Here is a 16,415-nt window from a genome sequence, read left to right on the forward strand (position 1 = left end):
CATGGCGCTTAAAATTGGCATTACCGGAGGAATAGGAAGTGGCAAGTCGATGATTTGTCAGGTTTTTAAACTTATTGGTGCCCCGGTTTTTGAAGCTGATGTTTGGGCGAAAGAACTGGTAAATTCGCACGAAAAAATAAAAAGTGGACTTATTGACTGGTACGGTAGCGACATTTACACACAAAATGGCACAATTGACCGCAAAAAGCTGGCTGGCATAATTTTCACTAATGAAGAAGAGTTGCAAAAAGTGAATAACCTGATTCATCCCGTTGTACGCGAAGAATTTCAATACTGGGCCGAAAAACAAACCAGTCCATACGTTATTCACGAAGCAGCAATATTATTCGAAAGCGGATTTTATAAAATGATGGATTATACCATATTGGTTACTGCTCCCGAAGAAATGAGAATTCAACGTGTTTCATCACGAGACGGCTCGGATGAACAAGCAGTGAAGGAGCGAATTCAGAAACAATGGGACGACGATAAAAAACGTCCGTTGGCAACACTTGAAATAATAAATGACAACAAAACTTTGATTATACCACAAATCATTAAAATTGATAAACAACTTAAAGAACATGGGAAAATTTGGTAAATGGATTGGTGGAGGACTCGGATGGGCATTTGGAGGCCCGCTGGGTGCAATTATAGGATTTACAGTAGGTGCAATGGTTGACGGCGGAAAAGAGGCCGTAAAACACGGAGCAACATCAGGATACTCAAGCCGAACAACCACCGGTGGGTATGTAATGAGCTTACTGGTTTTAGTAGCCGCAGTAATGAAAGCCGATGGAAAGGTATTAAAATCGGAACTTGATTACGTGAAAAAATTTATGGTTCACAACTTCGGCGAAGATTCTGCTCAGGAAGCCATAAAAATGTTACGCGATCTGTTGCAACAAACCATCCCGGTTAACGACGTTTGTAACCAGATAAAAGCAAATATGAACTATTCGGCTCGTTTGCAGTTGGTTCATTTTCTGTTTGGAATCGCACAGGCCGACGGAGAAGTTGATGTTTCAGAGCAAAAACTGATTACACATATCTGCAATCAAATGGGCATCAGCGGTGCCGATTTTGAATCGATACAGGCCATGTTCGTACCTAACACCGATGGTGATTATAAAATTCTGGAAGTTGAACGCTCGGCAAGTAACGAAGACATTAAAAAGGCCTACCGTAAAATGGCCATGAAATACCACCCTGACAAAGTAAGTACACTTGGTGAAGATGTGCAGAACGCTGCAAAAGAAAAATTCCAGAAAGTAAATCAGGCTTACGAGAACATTAAAAAGGAACGGAAAATTGCTTAAGCAGTTTACAGTTCTCATTGTCATCTTGAAGGAAGAATGACTGAAAGATCTGTTACTTTGCTGCTAATTGAATACAGATATCTCTCCGTCAACTGACGGATCGAAATGACAACACGATGAAAATCATCTCAACAAATATTGCTGAAGCCCGCACAATTAATTGGAAAGGAAAAGAAGTACCAACCGGCTTATTCAAATTTGGTGTTGAAAAGGGAATATTTCTTGGCAAAGAAGATGTAAAGTACGATAATGTGATGGACAGAAGATACCACGGAGGTATTGATAAAGCCTGTTATCTCTATTCCTCCGAGAACTATAAATTCTGGCAGGATTTGTACCCCGGCCTGGAAATGCCATGGGGAATGTTTGGAGAAAACCTGACAGTGGACGGTTTGAATGAAAAAGAAACAAACATTGGCGACACATACAAAATTGGAGAAGCTGTCGTACAGGTAACACAACCCCGCCAACCATGTTTTAAATTACAGTTCCGCTTTAATAACAATGAAATTGTACGACAGTTTGTTGACTCCGGTTTCTCCGGTGTTTATGTAAGAGTTTTGGAACCAGGTAAAGTAAATCCCGGCGATTCCATGGAACTTTTGGAGAAAAAACAGTCGCTTTCTATTTACGAAGTATTTACGCTGCTATACTCCGATGAATTCGATCAGAATGTACAAAAAGCAATCGACGATCCTTTCATTGCCGAAAGCTGTAAACGTGATTTAATAAAACGTTGGAGTGAATTTTTATAAAATTCTATTTACCAGACAGTTTCAATTAGAACAGTTTTAAATAGTAATATATCTAAAAAAATCGAGGTTACCTTTCCCCTTTTTTCCGAATATATAAGTGGACAAGGAAGGAAGTGCAAACCTCTTTTCAACCATTAAATCAGAAGTGCAACATCAAATTGCAAAAGACATTAAGGAGGCTTTGAAGATGGCCTCCTTTTTTATTTCCTTCTTTTGATTTTACATTCTTTCAGGCATTTCAACACCCAACAAACTCATTCCGTTTTTCACCACCTGCCCCACAGCCGATGCCAATACTAAACGGAAATTTTTTACACTTACGTCTGTTTCACCAAGTATTGAATGATCGTGATAAAACTGGTTGAATTCTTTTACCAGCTCGTAACAGTAATTCGCAATAATTGCAGGGCTGTAGTTCTCACCTGCTTCTTCAATTACCGAAGGGAACAACGAAATACGTTTCAGCAAATCTTTTTCTTTTGTAGAAAGTGCCTCAACAGTTACTTCTTCATTGATGATAATATTCTGATCAGCAGCTTTACGAAGCACCGATTTAATACGTGCATAGGTATATTGGATAAAAGGTCCCGTATTTCCGTTAAAATCGATTGATTCTTCCGGGTTAAACATCATATTTTTTCGTGGATCAACTTTCAGGATAAAGTATTTCAATGCGCCAAGTGCAATCATTTTAAAGGTATTCTCTGCATCGTCACCAGTTAATGAATCAAGTTTTCCCAACTCAGCCGACATTTCGCGAGCTACTTCTACCATGTTTTCAACCAAATCGTCGGCATCAACAACAGTTCCTTCACGCGATTTCATTTTACCTGATGGCAATTCAACCATCCCATAAGAGAAATGGTACAAATCTTTCCCCCAGCTAAATCCAAGTTTATCCAATAAAATGGCCAGTACCTGAAAGTGGTAGTTTTGCTCGTTACCCACCACATAAACCATTTTATCAATCGAATAATCATTGAAACGCATTTTGGCGGTACCGATATCCTGGGTCATATAAACCGAAGTACCATCGCTACGCAACAGAATTTTATGGTCGAGTCCTTCACCGGTTAGATCTGCCCAAACTGAGTTATCTTCGCGTTTTGTAAAGGTACCTTCAGCCAATCCTCTCAATACTTCCTCTTTTCCAATAAGGTAGGTATCCGATTCGTAGTATATCTTATCGAAACCAACGCCAAGTGTTTTATAAGTTACATCAAAACCTGCATACACCCAGTTGTTCATCATCTTCCAAAGCTCAACTGTTTCCTCGTCTTTAGCTTCCCACTTTCTCAACAATTCGCGGGCTGCAATAATTGACGGTGCCTGGTTTTCTGCATCCTCTTTTGAAACGCCTTTTTCAACAAGTTCTGCTATTTCGGCTTTAAAATGTTTATCAAATTCAACATAGTATTTTCCAACGAGGTGGTCGCCTTTCATCCCAGTGCTTTCAGGAGTTTCTCCATTTCCCCACTGTTGCCATGCATACATCGATTTACAGATATGAATACCACGGTCGTTAACAATGTTGGTCATTACCACTTTTTTACCATTGGCTTTTAATATCTCAGAAATAGAAAATCCTAAGAGATTGTTTCTAATGTGCCCAAGGTGAAGTGGTTTATTGGTATTTGGCGACGAATATTCAACCATCACCAATTCACTGTCGTCGGTGGCCGGTTTAAATCCAAAGGAATCATTCGAAAAGCTGTTTTTAAGAATATCCAACCAGTAACTTTCGCTGATTACCAGGTTCAGAAATCCTTTGATTACATTAAAACTTTCTACTGTTTCAACATTCTCAACCAGATATTTTCCAAGATCTTCGGCAGTTTGCTCAGGTGATTTTTTTGAGTATCGTAAAAAAGGAAAAACCACAACGGTTATATCGCCGTCGAAATCTTTACGGGTATTCTGTACCTGTACCTGGTTTTCCGGTAAATCTGCACCGTATAACGACTTTATTGCCTCAACGGTTCCTTTCTGAACTAAACTTTCAATACTCATAATTAAGCTTCTAAATTTTAAGACCGCAAAGATAATACATTACAGCCATAAATAAGAAAAGCCCTGTCGATTGACAGAGCTTTTCCCAAATATTTAATTAATAATTACTTGCGAATTTTTGCTACTTCAAATTCTGCTCTACGGTTTTTCTGTTTGTTCGAAATAGTCGTATTTGGAACAGCAGGTTTGCTTTCACCATAGTTGTTTGAACCTACGTAAGCGTTGTTAACACCTTTTTTCAGTAAGTACTTAACTACAGCCTGAGCACGTTTTTCAGAAAGTGTCATATTGTAAGAGTCGGTACCAATGTTACAAGTGTGACCACCAATTACAATGTCGTATTCTTTAGCTGCATTCAATTGATCAGCTAATTTATCCAATTCGGCAGTAGCTTCTGGTTTCAGATTGTCGCTATCGAAATCGAAGTAAATAGTAGGAATTGAAATTTCGCTCCAGTCTGGACAACCTTTGTTACTTGCAGGACCAGCTTGTGATGGACAATCGTCTTCACAATCGATTACACCGTCGCCGTCTGAATCAAGCGGACAACCGTCTGCGTCAACAGGACATCCTTTAGGAGTGTCAGGACATTTGTCTTTTGGATCAGGAACACCGTCTTCATCAGTATCAGGACATCCATTGAATTTAGCCAATCCAGGAGTATCAGGACACTCATCATCTTTATCAGCAATTCCGTCGCCATCTTTATCTGGGCAACCATTTAAGGCAGCTGTTCCAGGCTCATTCGGACAATCGTCTTTGTAATCAGGAACTCCGTCGCCATCAGTGTCAATAGGACAACCTTTTTCATCAACTTGTACTCCCGGAGGTGTACCAGGACATTCGTCTTTTCTGTCGCTAACACCGTCACCATCCTCGTCTTTTGCTTTACCAAGAGAGAATTCCAAAATACTGGTCACCATAATATGGTCATCAGTAACATCAGCACCCATTCCACTTACTTCACGTGTTCCGTCAATACCTTTAACATACGAAGCAGAAACGAACAAAGCTGTTTTTGGACTTACAGGAAACTTCAGACCGGCACCTGCATCAAAGTTAACACCAGATTCCATGTTATCCCACATCATACCCGGACCAGCAAATAAATATGGCTGAACGGCCATGTCCTCATTATAAAGCTTCAAACGAAGATTTAATAATGTGTTGAATACGTCTACACCCGGATCATCAAATGACAACCTGTTATCAAGCATCAGGTCAAATCGCGGGCTTAAATAACGACTAATATAGAAATCAGCCAAGATACCGGTATTCTCATTTTCCAGATTATAATCAATACCTGGTCCCAGACCAAGAGCCCACTTGTTCTCCGAAGTCTGTCCTATGGCAACTCCGAAAGTCAGAACAAGCGCAAAAAGAAAAAGAGTAAATTTTTTCATAGTTTTGAATTTATTTTTTGTTGTTTGTTGAATTCTATGGGCAATTTAGAAATTAATTCCCACGAATCAAAAAAAGTTAGAGGTCTTAATTTCATGCTTAAAAATATTTTTTAACAAATTTAAATATTTAAGACCAATTAATTCAAAATATTAAACATTTTGTTTTCAATAATTGATATAGAAACAACCGGTCAGAGCTATAAAAACGGTAAAATTACCGAAATAGCTATCTACCAACACAACGGACAGGAGGTTACCGACTCTTATTCTACGCTGATAAATCCGGAAATGGATATCCCATTTTTTATAACTGAGTTAACAGGAATCGACAATAATATGGTTAGTACCGCCCCAAAATTCTACCAAGTTGCCAAAAAAATTGTGGAAATGACGATGGGCCGAACATTTGTTGCACACAATGCGAGTTTCGACTATAAGTTCATAAAAGAAGAATATGCGCGTTTGGGTTACGAATACAATCGTAAAACGATGTGTACGGTTAAACTGGCACGCAAGCTGCTGCCGGGACACCGATCTTATTCACTTGGGAAATTATGTGCTGAACTGGGGATAGAGATCAACGGCCGGCACCGCGCTGCTGGCGATGCACTGGCCACTGCAAGACTTTTCAATATTCTTATCGAGAAAAGCGAATCGCTTCAGAATCCCAAAGCGGTAAACAACTACAGGTTGTTTTAATCCGCCTTTTCTTCTGTTGTTTCGTCTTCTTCTGTTTCTGTGAAATCGAGCATATCTTTTTCCTGCAAAGCATTGTACCACTGCAATACTTTCTTAATATCAGAAACATATACACGATCCTGATCGTAATCAGGCAATACTTTTTCCAGATATGACTTTAACTCATTTCCTGATGCCTTGTGCGAAATTGCTGCACCACCATCTTCAGCTTCAGAAATAGCTTTAAAAACATCTTTCAACGGCACATCCCCTTCGTAGGTGTAGATGGCTATATCTTCCAACGCCGATACCTTTGCAGTTGAATAAACCGGCATACGTTTTTTTGTGTCTAACGATTCAACAATAATGCTGTTTTTACTTTCGGCAACCATTTTAAACAGTCCCGAATGTCCTGAAATTGCTAATACCCCTTTTAACATGACTATCTAATTTTCGGCGAAGATACAATTTTTGTAGATTTCGGAAAACGGATGGTATTAACATAAAAGCCGGGAGCCCGTCCAAAACGACAAACTCCCGGCTCATTTTATTAGTTTTTAGGAACTTAAATCAAGCGTTAAAACAATTTAATTAAATCCGATTTTGTAAATAACGCCGGTTTTAAACCAACGGCCCGGTTGAATAACATTGCCAATATCGTTATACTGTTTATCGAAAATATTATTGACAGAAGCAAATATTGTGAATTGTTTTCGCTGATAATTTAGCTTTCCGTCAAAAATCCAAAACGAATCGTAGGCAACTTCGCCAACGGGTAATTTATTTTCAAACCAGGTGTAGCTTCCTTCACGGTCCTGGAAAACAAAACGCAAATCCAGTGTTAAACCTTTCGCCAGCTGCTCGCTAATCGAACCAACCAGCTTTTGTTTAAGGTTATCCAATGCATAATTCGACACAAAATCGGCATCCCCTTTTTCTAAATTATTATATAGGTAACTTATTTGAACATTCGGATAGCGGTTCCCCAACTCATTTCGCAATAAAAACTGCGCCTGAAGCTCAGTTCCCAGGTTATTAATTTCAGTCAGGTTTTGCGGTTGCCAAATTTCCGAAGTCGGGGCTTCTTTTACCCAATCGATTATATCTTTTCCGTGGCGATAAAAAATAACTGCGTGTCCGCGAACCAGTTTCGAACGAAGTTTTAAACCACCTTCTAAAGTCGCCGATTTTTCAGGTTTTAAATCGGGATTACCAATATTCGACGGACCATCGTAATACAAATCCGTAAAAGTTGGCATTCTCAACGATGTATTGTAGCTGGAGTACAATTTAACTGCGTCCGACACATTATAACTTACATCGATTCCCGGAAAGATATTTAATCCCAAATCGCTTCCCGAAATGTAATTCGCCATCAGTCCGGCTGTAAACGTCCAGTCATTTATATAATAGGCATGCTCCAAAAATCCGGAAACCGTATTCCGGTCATCCGATTTGGTGAACTGTTCATCTTCTCCCGGCACGTCCTTTGGCTCGTCCATATCCAATCCAAGCGTATTACTATATATCTGCTCACGACGGAATTCAATACCAAAAGCAGTTTTTCCGGCAGCCCATTTTACCCACGAGTTCAGATTGGCTCCATACACATTCGTCATATGATAATTGTGTCCGCCGTACCAACCCGGCAGCGTGTCGTTTTTCCAAACGTTGTAACCATCGTCCGTTAAAGCATATTTATCGGTTCGATACAATTCAAACCGATCGTGATGTCGCCTGTAATAAACTACCGGAGTGAGGTGCAACGGCCCGTTTCCTTCCCATTTCAGCGAGGTGAACAATGTTTTTGTGGCTTCGTACTGGTTCGGATACTTCGGTGTGTAAAAGCTGTTCGCTCCAAATCCTTTTTCAGATAAGCCCAACTGAAATTTCAACACACCTTTTTCGGTATTCAACTGATTGGAATAAAAACCGTTCAGCTCATCAAAATCGGTATTATTGGTGTAACCGTCCGATCGTTTTCCGTTAAAAGCTAACATATGTAGCAATTTCCCCGTTGAAAACGAGCCCGAAAGATTTCCATTGAAATACCCAAAGCTTCCACCCGAAAGAGCAGCAGAGATTTCGGATTTGGCAGACTGACGCGTTACAATATTAATAGCCCCCGAAAAAGCGTTTGGTCCGTAAACACGTGCAGCCGGTCCTTCGAGAATTTCGATTCGCTCGATTTGGGCTAAACTAACAGGAAGATTTAAATTGTGATGGCCGGTTTGCGGGTCGGTGATGTTGATGCCGTTAAGCAGGATTAACGTTTGGTCGAAAGTACCACCGCGAACACTAACGTCCGCCTGTACTCCTTCAGTTCCCCGTTGCCGTACGTCGATAGCTGCAACATACTCTAACAGGTCCTGAACACTCTGAGCCGGCGCCGCCTCAATTTCTTTACTCTCAATCACGGAAATTATCCGTGCAACCTGCGAATACAGTGCAGGTGTTCGTTGCGCACTAACCTCGATCTCATCAAGGTCGTACTCCATTTTAACTTCAGAAGTGTCCTGAACAGTAGCCATTGTAATTACCGGTGTTGAAAGGAAATACACCACCGACAATACTGAAATGACAACTTGTTTCCTGACAGTTAGAAAAGAAGAATAGTTCTTCCTTCCCCACTTTCTGAAAGTTAAAACAGATTGCGCATCATGATTAAACTTTAAATTTTTCATTTTGATTCTAATTGAATTTTAGCAGACAGGATATTATAAAACGCTTGATTTATTTTTATCGACTTATCCTGCCGCAAATTCGAACAACAAATATACACTTTGAGACGTGAAATTGTTTAAGCCCGACACGCCTTATTACTATGGAAACACAGACTTAACAATGGTTTTCGTAACCTTTAACCAATCAACGCGTTACCACAATAGAAAATCTTTATCCTGCATAGATAGAATCAACTGATATATATCAGGTTTTATTTGCAAAAAGGGATGCGATTGCCTTAAATTTGTTTAGACAAATTAAAAATAAGACGCCATGACTCAGATTCAATTTAATAACGCATTACTCGGCTTGAGTGATAAATTGCATTACTATGCACTTAGTTTAACTGCTGACTCGGAAAGGGCTGACGATCTGTTACAAGAGACTTTCCTTAAGGCATTAACTTACCGTGATAAGTTTACTCAGAACACGAATTTTAAGGCATGGATTTACACCATTATGAAGAACACCTTCATTAATGATTACCGTAGAAATGTGAAAACAAAGAACACTTTTGATGGTTCGAACAACGATTTCCATCTGATGTTTTCGAAAGACAAGGTATATCCTGCACCTGATTCATTTTACAGCTCGAAAGAAATAAACAAAAGCATTAATGCTTTAGAAGATGAATATCGTGTTCCTTTCAGAATGTTTTTAGATGGATACAAATACAAAGAAATTGCTGAACAACTTGATTTACCATTAGGTACCGTAAAAAGCCGTATTTTCTTCACTCGCAAGAAGCTTGAAAAGGCATTAAACGAATATTCAGAAAATTAATAATAGAGAACATGTATTGGTTTTAAAGGTCTTCAATTTTTGAAGGCCTTTTTTTATTTTTGAAGAAATAAATAGTACCATGAAGAAAATTGCAGTTCATTTAGCCGAAGGATTTGAAGAAATTGAAGCCATAAGTATTATTGATGTACTTCGCCGTGCCGAATTTGACGTTACGGTTGTGTCCATGAACAAATCAATGGAAGTAAACGGAGCACACGAAATTACCGTAAAAGCCGACATACTGTTTGAAGAGCTTGATTACGATAACATTGATATGATAGTGCTTCCGGGAGGAATGCAAGGTTCAGCTAATTTAAAAGCACACAGTGGTCTGCGCGAGCAAATCTTAAATTTTGATGATATCAAAAAGCCACTGGCCGCTATCTGTGCAGCTCCGATGGTTTTCGGGAACCTGGGTTTACTAAAGGAAAAACAGGCAACTTGCTATCCCGGATTTGAAGATGAACTGCACGGAGCTATTATTACCGGCGAGGCTGTGGAAAAAGCAGAAAACATAATCACCGGAAAAGGTGCCGGGGTTGCCATCAAATTTGCATTGAAGATTGTGGAGAAGTTTAAAGGCAAAGAAATCGCTGACGATCTGGCAAAAAAGATGATCGTTAGCTAAGAAGCGGCGTATCAAAACAACGATCAAGAACCCGATTTTCTTTCATTATTTTATTCCAGGCACTATCAATTACACCCAATTTCATTAGCAGGCGGACAATTGGAAGCGCTCGTTTTGAAAACACATAAGGCTGTTTAAATTTATTCAAGATCTCTTTCTCTAACTCACCGTTCTCCGCCAGGTGGCTACCCAGCTTTTCAAAATCCTTAAATAGCTTTTCATTTTTCTTTTCGGGCCGCATTCGTATTTGTTCCGTACCGGGCTTTAAAATTGTTCCTCCGTAGTTTATATTCCATCTTTTTACAAGAAATTCAAGGTACCGTAACAGTCCTTGGGAATGAATCGCTTCAGGAAATCCTGAATGGATGAAAAAATATATCCGCTTTCCGGAACCGTCGAAATTGCCGATTGCTTCAATAAATTGCTTCACCACTCCCGGAGCAGAGTCGACATATAAGGGAAAAGCAAGCAAAATATTCTCAGCCTCTTTAAAATGCTGCACCTGATTATCAAGATGCTTTTCCATAATTAAATATTCCATGATCTCGATTACACCTCCGGCTTTCAAAAAACCATTCTGAAAATGGTTGAGCAGCTTGTTGGTATTGGATGTTTTTCCTCGTGGCGATCCGTTAAAAATGGCTAATTTCATGACTCATTTCTTTCAGGATATTTTGTTCTACAGATTCAAATAGCAGTAATTCTGCATGGATGTTCAGAGCAATTCTTTTATGGATAAACTTAATATTCTCAATTTCTTCCTCATTTGCGTCGTTCGCACAATAAATAAAACCCAAATCCGGGTATGAAGCGTACCTTTTTTTGTGATGACATTCATTGTTCACGATTTCCAGATAAGGATGTATAATTGGTATCATTCGATCCTGAAATCGTTTTAAAAGTGCGGAGTACATCCCCATAATAAGTGGCGATGCAAAAATCAGCAGGTCAGCCTTGATAATTTCCCGAAGCACCGTTTCAACATCATCATTAAAACGGCAGATTCCGGGACTTTTCAACCAACAATCAAAACATCCTACACAATGTTTCACTTCCAGTTCCCGAATATTAAAAACATAGGTTTCTGCTCCTTCGGCTAAAAGGTATTCTGCCAGTTTCTGAACTTCATTATTAATCGGGGTGGAATCTTTTTCAGGATCTCCGTTCAGAATTACGATTTTCTTTTCCATGACGAATTGGAATTTTGTACAAAGTTCCATCTAGTTGAACAGAAATCAAAAATTTTTTCGGTTGAATATGGATTTTAGGTCGTCAAACACCATTTAGTATCCACAAAAAAACTTGCTCAAAAAAAAAGCTGCAAACTCAAAATGAGTTGCAGCTTTGTATCTAAAATAAAGTTTATGCTATTTCGTTTTTTCCTCAATCCAGTTTTTAGCATTTACAAATGCCTGAATCCAAGGTGCAACCTCATCTTTTACACGATCGGCAGGATAATTTGCCCAAAGGTGCGGTTTGAATGCACGCTCCAGGTGAGGCATCATTACCAGGTGACGACCACTATCAGAACACAACGACGCAGCGTTAAAGTGCGATCCGTTTGGATTACCCGGATAACCTTCGTTGCTGTATTTCATCGGAATGTTGTACTGGTCTTCGTTAAACGGCAGGTAGAACTTACCTTCACCATGTGCCACCCAGATTCCCAGTTTCATGCCCGCCATATTCTCAAGCATCACCGATTTGTTGTCCTGGATATCAACATTCAGGAACGATGACTCGAATTTGCCCGATTCGTTGTGCAACATTTTTGGCTGAATGCTGTGCTCCGGGTAAACAACGCCTAACTCAACCATTACCTGGCAACCGTTACAAACACCTAAACTCAGCGTATCTTCTCGTTGATAGAATTTCTCGAGTGCAACACGTGCTGTTTCGTTGAATTTGAATGCCCCGGCCCAACCTTTTGCCGAACCCAGTACATCGGAATTAGAGAAACCACCTACGAAAACGATCATATTCACATCTTCCAGTGTTTCGCGTCCTGCAATCAGGTCGGTCATGTGAACATCTTTCACATCCATTCCTGCCAGATACATGGCATACGCCATTTCGCGGTCGCCGTTTACACCTTTCTCACGGATAATGGCGGCTTTAACACCCGATGCAGTACGACGTTTCAGATCGATGCCCAAGTCGGCAGCTTTTCCAGTGAAATCTTTAAAATCGAATTTTAAAGCCTGGTTTTTATAATTCTGGTAGCGCTCCAACGCTTTTTCTTCTCCACTTTGTTTGCGGTCTAACAAATACGAAGTTTTAAACCACAAATCGCGCAATGTATTGATATCGAAATCGGCTTCAACCGTGCGGTTCACTACTCTTACTTTGCGGTAAGGAACAGGGAAACCTAACGACAGAAAGTCAACTCCTGCCTCAGTCAGTTGCTTTTTCACCTCATCGTTATCAGCACACTGAATAACAATTCCAGGATTCTCAGCCAATAATATTTTTGCAAGATCCTCTTCTTCGAAAGCAGTAACATCGATTTTCATACCGCCTTTTACATTGGCGAAACACATTTCAAGCAACGCAGTGATCAAACCGCCCGAAGCCACATCGTGTCCGGCAAGGATCAGTTCTTGTTCGATAAGATCCTGAACTTTATTAAATGCGGTTACAAATTTTGCAGGATCGGCAACTGTTGGAGCAACTTTCCCCAGTTTATTGATCGACTGTGCAAAAGCACTTCCGCCCAACGCACGTTCCATAAACGACAAGTCGATGTAAAGAATCTCTTTGCTTTCGTCGTTCACCAATACCGGCTCAACTACTTTTTTCACATCGGTAACTTCGCCCGACGATGAGATGATTACCGTTCCCGGTGCCAACACTACATCGTCTTTGTATTTCTGTGTCATCGACATAGAGTCTTTACCTGTCGGAATGTTGATTCCCAAAGCGCAGGCAAAGTCGCTGGCTGCTTTTACTGCGTTGTAAATACGGGCATTTTCTCCCGGATTTTTTGCCGGCCACATCCAGTTGGCACTCAACGATACACTTTTGATTTTATCAGGCATTGGTGCCCAGATAATATTTGTCAACGATTCGGCTATTGAAAGTACCGAACCTTTTTCTGCATCAACAAGAGCTGCTACCGGTGCATTACCGATTGCAGTTGCAAAACCTGCTTTTCCCTGGTAATCGAGTGTAATTACACCGCAGTTATTTAATGGCAATTGCAATTCGCCGGCACATTGCTGTTTTGCAATTCGTCCGGTTACCGAGCGGTCAACTTTGTTGGTCAACCAGTCTTTACTTGCAACCGATTCCAGCTGTATAGTTTGCTCAACCAGGTCGTAAATTTCTTCCCAGTTGTATTCTAATTCGTCAAACTCAGGAACGATGGTTTCATCTTCCATGATTGTTTTCGGAGGATTTCCGAACATGTATCCCAACTGCCAATCGATCGATTTTTCGCCGGTTGTTGAGTTCTCGAAAGTAAACTGCATGTCGCCCGTAGTTTCACCAATTTCGTAGATCGGTGCACGTTCGCGATCAGCAATTTTACGAAGCAATTCAACATGCTCCGGTTTCATAACCAGTCCCATTCTCTCCTGCGACTCGTTACCAATAATTTCTTTCTGCGAAAGCGTTGGATCGCCAACAGGCAATTTCGAGGTATCAATCTTTCCTCCGGTAGTTTCAACCAGTTCCGACAAACAGTTCAGGTGACCACCTGCTCCGTGGTCGTGAATCGATACGATCGGATTATTTTCAGCTTCACTCAGGGCACGAATGGCGTTGTAAGCTCTTTTCTGCATTTCAGGGTTGGCACGCTGAACAGCATTTAACTCGATGGCATTTTCAAACTCACCGGTTGCTACCGACGAAACAGCGCCACCGCCCATTCCAATGCGGTAGTTATCACCACCAAGCAATACTACTTTATCACCTTTTTCAGGATCGTCTTTCAGGCTGTCTTTTTTGTTTCCGAAACCGATACCACCGGCAAGCATAATTACTTTATCGTAACCGTACTTAACGAAGTTTTCGAAATGCTCGAAAGTAAGTAACGAACCTGTAATTAACGGCTGTCCGAATTTGTTACCAAAATCGCTGGCACCGTTCGATGCTTTAATCAGAATTTCTTCTGGAGTTTGGTACAACCAATCACGTTCTTCGGTTGCCTGCTCCCACGAGCGCATCGATTCGGTTCTAGGATAAGAAGTCATGTAAACTGCTGTTCCGGCAATTGGCAAAGCCCCTTTTCCACCTGCAATACGGTCGCGAATCTCGCCACCTGTTCCGGTTGCAGCACCGTTAAACGGCTCAACAGTTGTTGGAAAGTTATGTGTTTCGGCCTTTAGTGAAAGAACCGTTTCTATATCTTTTACTTCAAAAAAGTCGGGTTTATCTTGTGTTTTTGGTGCAAACTGCTCAACAACCGGTCCTTGTACAAAAGAACAGTTGTCTTTGTATGCCGAAACAATTTTATTCGGATGCTCCTGCGATGTCTTTTTAATCATCTGGAATAACGACGATTCCATTTCTTTTCCATCGATAATGAAGGTTCCGTTAAATATTTTGTGACGACAGTGTTCCGAGTTCACCTGGGCAAAACCGTAAACCTCACCATCGGTAAGCGGGCGTCCCATTTCTTTCGACACACCATTCAGGTATTGAATCTCGTCGTCGCTTAAAGCCAACCCTTCCTGTTCGTTGTAAGCTGCAATATCTTCAATATTCAAAATCGGATCGGGTTCTTTGTCGATCGCAAAGATTTGCTGATCAAGCCCATTGTAAATGGCCTGAAGCATTGGATCGAACTTTGCTTTTTCGTTTTCTACCTCGAAAAATTCCTCCATACGGCGGATTCCTTCAATACCCATATTTTGGGTGATTTCAACGGCATTTGTACTCCATGGCGTAAGCATTTCCTTACGCGGACCTACAAACCAACCGTCCATTTTTTGAGGTTTTAAACTTTCGGCCCCCGAAAATAACCATACCAGTTTTTCGGTGTTTTCGTCGCCTAATGGCTGTGCAGAATAAACTGCGATAATACTGTTACTTTGAGTTTTAAAGAATTGAATCATGTTGCAGCGAACTATTAATTTAAGAACATGTTGTAAAACACGCTGCAAAGATAAAAAATATTAATTGGCATGTTGACTATGTTGTAACAATAAGACAACAGTTTTTTAACACCAAAAACGTTAAATAGGATTAAAAGACGGCGGATTTCATTTTTTCTGGTTTTCTTTGGACAAAATTTTAGTACATGAGAGTTTTATTTTTTATCGTCGCGTTAGTGATTTTGGTATCGTGCGGTTCGCAACAGAAACTTCAAAAAACATATGTTGGGCAACCGTTGTCGGCTATACAAGCAGAATTTGGTCCGGCCAAAACTGTTTTTAACAAGGAAAGCGGCGATATTTATATTTTTGAAAAAATTGAGATGCTGAAAAGCACCGAAATCAGCCAACATAAACTTACGCTTGATCCGATGGTTACGCCTCGGGTACAAAAAACATCGCATTACACAGTAACTGTTGTTGACAACGTAATAACAAATGTAGAACTGGAAGAACTCTACGAAAAAAACAATTGAATTATACATAACGCTGTAATGCAAAAAAATAGATAGTCCTTATCAGGTTTCAATAAATTTTATAGTTTTGCAGGCACGTTCAAAAAAAATAATTGCCCAGGTGGTGGAATTGGTAGACACGCAAGGTTGAGGGCCTTGTGGGAGAATTTTCCCGTGCAAGTTCGAGTCTTGTTCTGGGCACAACGTTGAAAACAAACAACAACAAAAAGCGCTTAAATTCAGGGATTTAGGCGCTTTTTATTTTTGGAAAAATGCCAGAAAATGGCAAAAATACACCTATTTGAGGCAACCATTTTGCAACCATAGCCAAAACAAGCAAATCACGGTTGCAAATAACTCTATAATTATTTGATTTTTAGCATTTTATCTGGTTCTTTTTGATGTCATTTGCTGTGTTCATTTTGATCTTTAAACGGTAATTTTAAGCATTAAACGGAACCATAAACAAACTTTTAAAAAAGAAAGTAATTATGAGAGTACTGTAAATCTTCAGCCTAATTTGGACACGTTGGTATAAAAATTAAGAGATGGTTTTCTTAATTT

14 protein-coding genes and 1 tRNA gene are annotated in these 16,415 nt (G+C 40.1%); 8 read left to right on the forward strand and 7 right to left on the reverse strand.

The genetic code is table 11. The features are described 5' to 3' along the window. Position 1: 1 nt before the first annotated feature. From coaE to SLH46_RS18930, 3 genes are all read left to right on the forward strand, one after another. The gene (gene coaE, locus SLH46_RS18920) at positions 2 to 601 is read left to right on the forward strand and encodes a dephospho-CoA kinase (RefSeq protein WP_320282788.1); all 600 of its coding nucleotides are present in this window, start codon (positions 2 to 4) and stop codon (positions 599 to 601) included. Then, positions 585 to 1,319, forward strand: coding sequence for a TerB family tellurite resistance protein (locus tag SLH46_RS18925; protein ID WP_320282789.1), 735 nt, complete (start codon positions 585 to 587; stop codon positions 1,317 to 1,319). The genes coaE and SLH46_RS18925 overlap by 17 nt, the downstream gene beginning before the upstream one ends. A gap of 116 nt (positions 1,320 to 1,435) precedes the next feature. Beyond that, the gene (locus SLH46_RS18930; RefSeq protein WP_320282790.1) at positions 1,436 to 2,074 is read left to right on the forward strand and encodes an MOSC domain-containing protein; all 639 of its coding nucleotides are present in this window, start codon (positions 1,436 to 1,438) and stop codon (positions 2,072 to 2,074) included. 219 nt (positions 2,075 to 2,293) lie between these two features. Here SLH46_RS18930 and argS read toward each other — a convergent pair whose 3' ends face one another. Then, positions 2,294 to 4,084, reverse strand: a complete 1,791-nt coding sequence (argS, locus tag SLH46_RS18935) for an arginine--tRNA ligase (protein WP_320282791.1) — start codon at positions 4,082 to 4,084, stop codon at positions 2,294 to 2,296. Positions 4,085 to 4,188: 104 nt separating this feature from the next. Next, a complete protein-coding gene (locus tag SLH46_RS18940; protein ID WP_320282792.1) occupies positions 4,189 to 5,487 on the reverse strand; it encodes an OmpA family protein in 1,299 nt (432 codons plus the stop codon). 159 nt (positions 5,488 to 5,646) lie between these two features. On the opposite strand from SLH46_RS18940, the gene SLH46_RS18945 reads away from it, so the two are divergent. Continuing rightward, a complete protein-coding gene (locus SLH46_RS18945; protein WP_320282793.1) occupies positions 5,647 to 6,186 on the forward strand; it encodes a 3'-5' exonuclease in 540 nt (179 codons plus the stop codon). On the opposite strand, the gene SLH46_RS18950 is transcribed toward SLH46_RS18945, so the two are convergent. Both SLH46_RS18950 and SLH46_RS18955 read right to left on the reverse strand, forming a co-directional pair. Continuing rightward, positions 6,183 to 6,605, reverse strand: a complete 423-nt coding sequence (locus tag SLH46_RS18950) for a DUF5606 family protein (RefSeq protein ID WP_320282794.1) — start codon at positions 6,603 to 6,605, stop codon at positions 6,183 to 6,185. The two genes, SLH46_RS18945 and SLH46_RS18950, sit on opposite strands and share 4 nt — an antisense overlap. Positions 6,606 to 6,752: 147 nt before the next feature. Then, positions 6,753 to 8,849 (reverse strand): TonB-dependent receptor plug domain-containing protein, encoded by a 2,097-nt coding sequence (locus SLH46_RS18955; protein ID WP_320282795.1) that lies wholly within the window; start codon positions 8,847 to 8,849, stop codon positions 6,753 to 6,755. A gap of 313 nt (positions 8,850 to 9,162) precedes the next feature. Between SLH46_RS18955 and SLH46_RS18960 the strand changes: the two genes are divergently transcribed. Both SLH46_RS18960 and SLH46_RS18965 read left to right on the forward strand, forming a co-directional pair. Continuing rightward, entirely contained in the window at positions 9,163 to 9,672 is a 510-nt protein-coding gene (locus tag SLH46_RS18960) for an RNA polymerase sigma factor (protein WP_320282796.1), read from the forward strand. 79 nt (positions 9,673 to 9,751) lie between these two features. Then, the gene (locus tag SLH46_RS18965; RefSeq protein WP_320282797.1) at positions 9,752 to 10,300 is read left to right on the forward strand and encodes a DJ-1 family glyoxalase III; all 549 of its coding nucleotides are present in this window, start codon (positions 9,752 to 9,754) and stop codon (positions 10,298 to 10,300) included. On the opposite strand, the gene SLH46_RS18970 is transcribed toward SLH46_RS18965, so the two are convergent. From SLH46_RS18970 to purL, 3 genes are all read right to left on the reverse strand, one after another. Then, positions 10,293 to 10,952 (reverse strand): NAD(P)H-dependent oxidoreductase, encoded by a 660-nt coding sequence (locus tag SLH46_RS18970; RefSeq protein ID WP_320282798.1) that lies wholly within the window; start codon positions 10,950 to 10,952, stop codon positions 10,293 to 10,295. The two genes, SLH46_RS18965 and SLH46_RS18970, sit on opposite strands and share 8 nt — an antisense overlap. After that, positions 10,933 to 11,490, reverse strand: a complete 558-nt coding sequence (locus SLH46_RS18975) for a flavodoxin family protein (protein WP_320282799.1) — start codon at positions 11,488 to 11,490, stop codon at positions 10,933 to 10,935. Before SLH46_RS18975 ends, SLH46_RS18970 begins: the two co-directional genes overlap by 20 nt. A gap of 177 nt (positions 11,491 to 11,667) precedes the next feature. Then, positions 11,668 to 15,357 carry a phosphoribosylformylglycinamidine synthase gene (gene purL / locus SLH46_RS18980; protein ID WP_320282800.1) on the reverse strand — a complete coding sequence of 1,230 codons (3,690 nt, stop codon included), beginning with the start codon at positions 15,355 to 15,357 and terminating at the stop codon, positions 11,668 to 11,670. Positions 15,358 to 15,542: 185 nt separating this feature from the next. Between purL and SLH46_RS18985 the strand changes: the two genes are divergently transcribed. Together SLH46_RS18985 and SLH46_RS18990 are read left to right on the forward strand one after the other, a co-directional pair. Beyond that, on the forward strand, positions 15,543 to 15,872 hold the full coding sequence (locus tag SLH46_RS18985; RefSeq protein ID WP_320282801.1) for a hypothetical protein: 330 nt from the start codon (positions 15,543 to 15,545) through the stop codon (positions 15,870 to 15,872). Positions 15,873 to 15,966: 94 nt separating this feature from the next. Then, positions 15,967 to 16,052 (forward strand) — tRNA-Leu (locus tag SLH46_RS18990). Positions 16,053 to 16,415 lie beyond the last annotated feature (363 nt).

Source organism: Draconibacterium sp. IB214405, from assembly GCF_033963885.1.
Lineage (GTDB): Bacteria > Bacteroidota > Bacteroidia > Bacteroidales > Prolixibacteraceae > Draconibacterium.

Excerpts from the sequence above, each read along its gene's own strand:
- coaE (WP_320282788.1), top strand. The coding sequence starts at position 2 with ATGGCGCTTAAAATTGGCATTACCGGAGGAATAGGAAGTGGCAAGTCG.
- SLH46_RS18925 (WP_320282789.1), top strand. The coding sequence starts at position 585 with ATGGGAAAATTTGGTAAATGGATTGGTGGAGGACTCGGATGGGCATTT.
- SLH46_RS18930 (WP_320282790.1), top strand. The coding sequence starts at position 1,436 with ATGAAAATCATCTCAACAAATATTGCTGAAGCCCGCACAATTAATTGG.
- argS (WP_320282791.1), bottom strand. The coding sequence starts at position 4,084 with ATGAGTATTGAAAGTTTAGTTCAGAAAGGAACCGTTGAGGCAATAAAG.
- SLH46_RS18940 (WP_320282792.1), bottom strand. The coding sequence starts at position 5,487 with ATGAAAAAATTTACTCTTTTTCTTTTTGCGCTTGTTCTGACTTTCGGA.
- SLH46_RS18950 (WP_320282794.1), bottom strand. The coding sequence starts at position 6,605 with ATGTTAAAAGGGGTATTAGCAATTTCAGGACATTCGGGACTGTTTAAA.
- SLH46_RS18955 (WP_320282795.1), bottom strand. The coding sequence starts at position 8,849 with ATGAAAAATTTAAAGTTTAATCATGATGCGCAATCTGTTTTAACTTTC.
- SLH46_RS18960 (WP_320282796.1), top strand. The coding sequence starts at position 9,163 with ATGACTCAGATTCAATTTAATAACGCATTACTCGGCTTGAGTGATAAA.
- SLH46_RS18965 (WP_320282797.1), top strand. The coding sequence starts at position 9,752 with ATGAAGAAAATTGCAGTTCATTTAGCCGAAGGATTTGAAGAAATTGAA.
- SLH46_RS18970 (WP_320282798.1), bottom strand. The coding sequence starts at position 10,952 with ATGAAATTAGCCATTTTTAACGGATCGCCACGAGGAAAAACATCCAAT.
- SLH46_RS18975 (WP_320282799.1), bottom strand. The coding sequence starts at position 11,490 with ATGGAAAAGAAAATCGTAATTCTGAACGGAGATCCTGAAAAAGATTCC.
- purL (WP_320282800.1), bottom strand. The coding sequence starts at position 15,357 with ATGATTCAATTCTTTAAAACTCAAAGTAACAGTATTATCGCAGTTTAT.
- SLH46_RS18985 (WP_320282801.1), top strand. The coding sequence starts at position 15,543 with ATGAGAGTTTTATTTTTTATCGTCGCGTTAGTGATTTTGGTATCGTGC.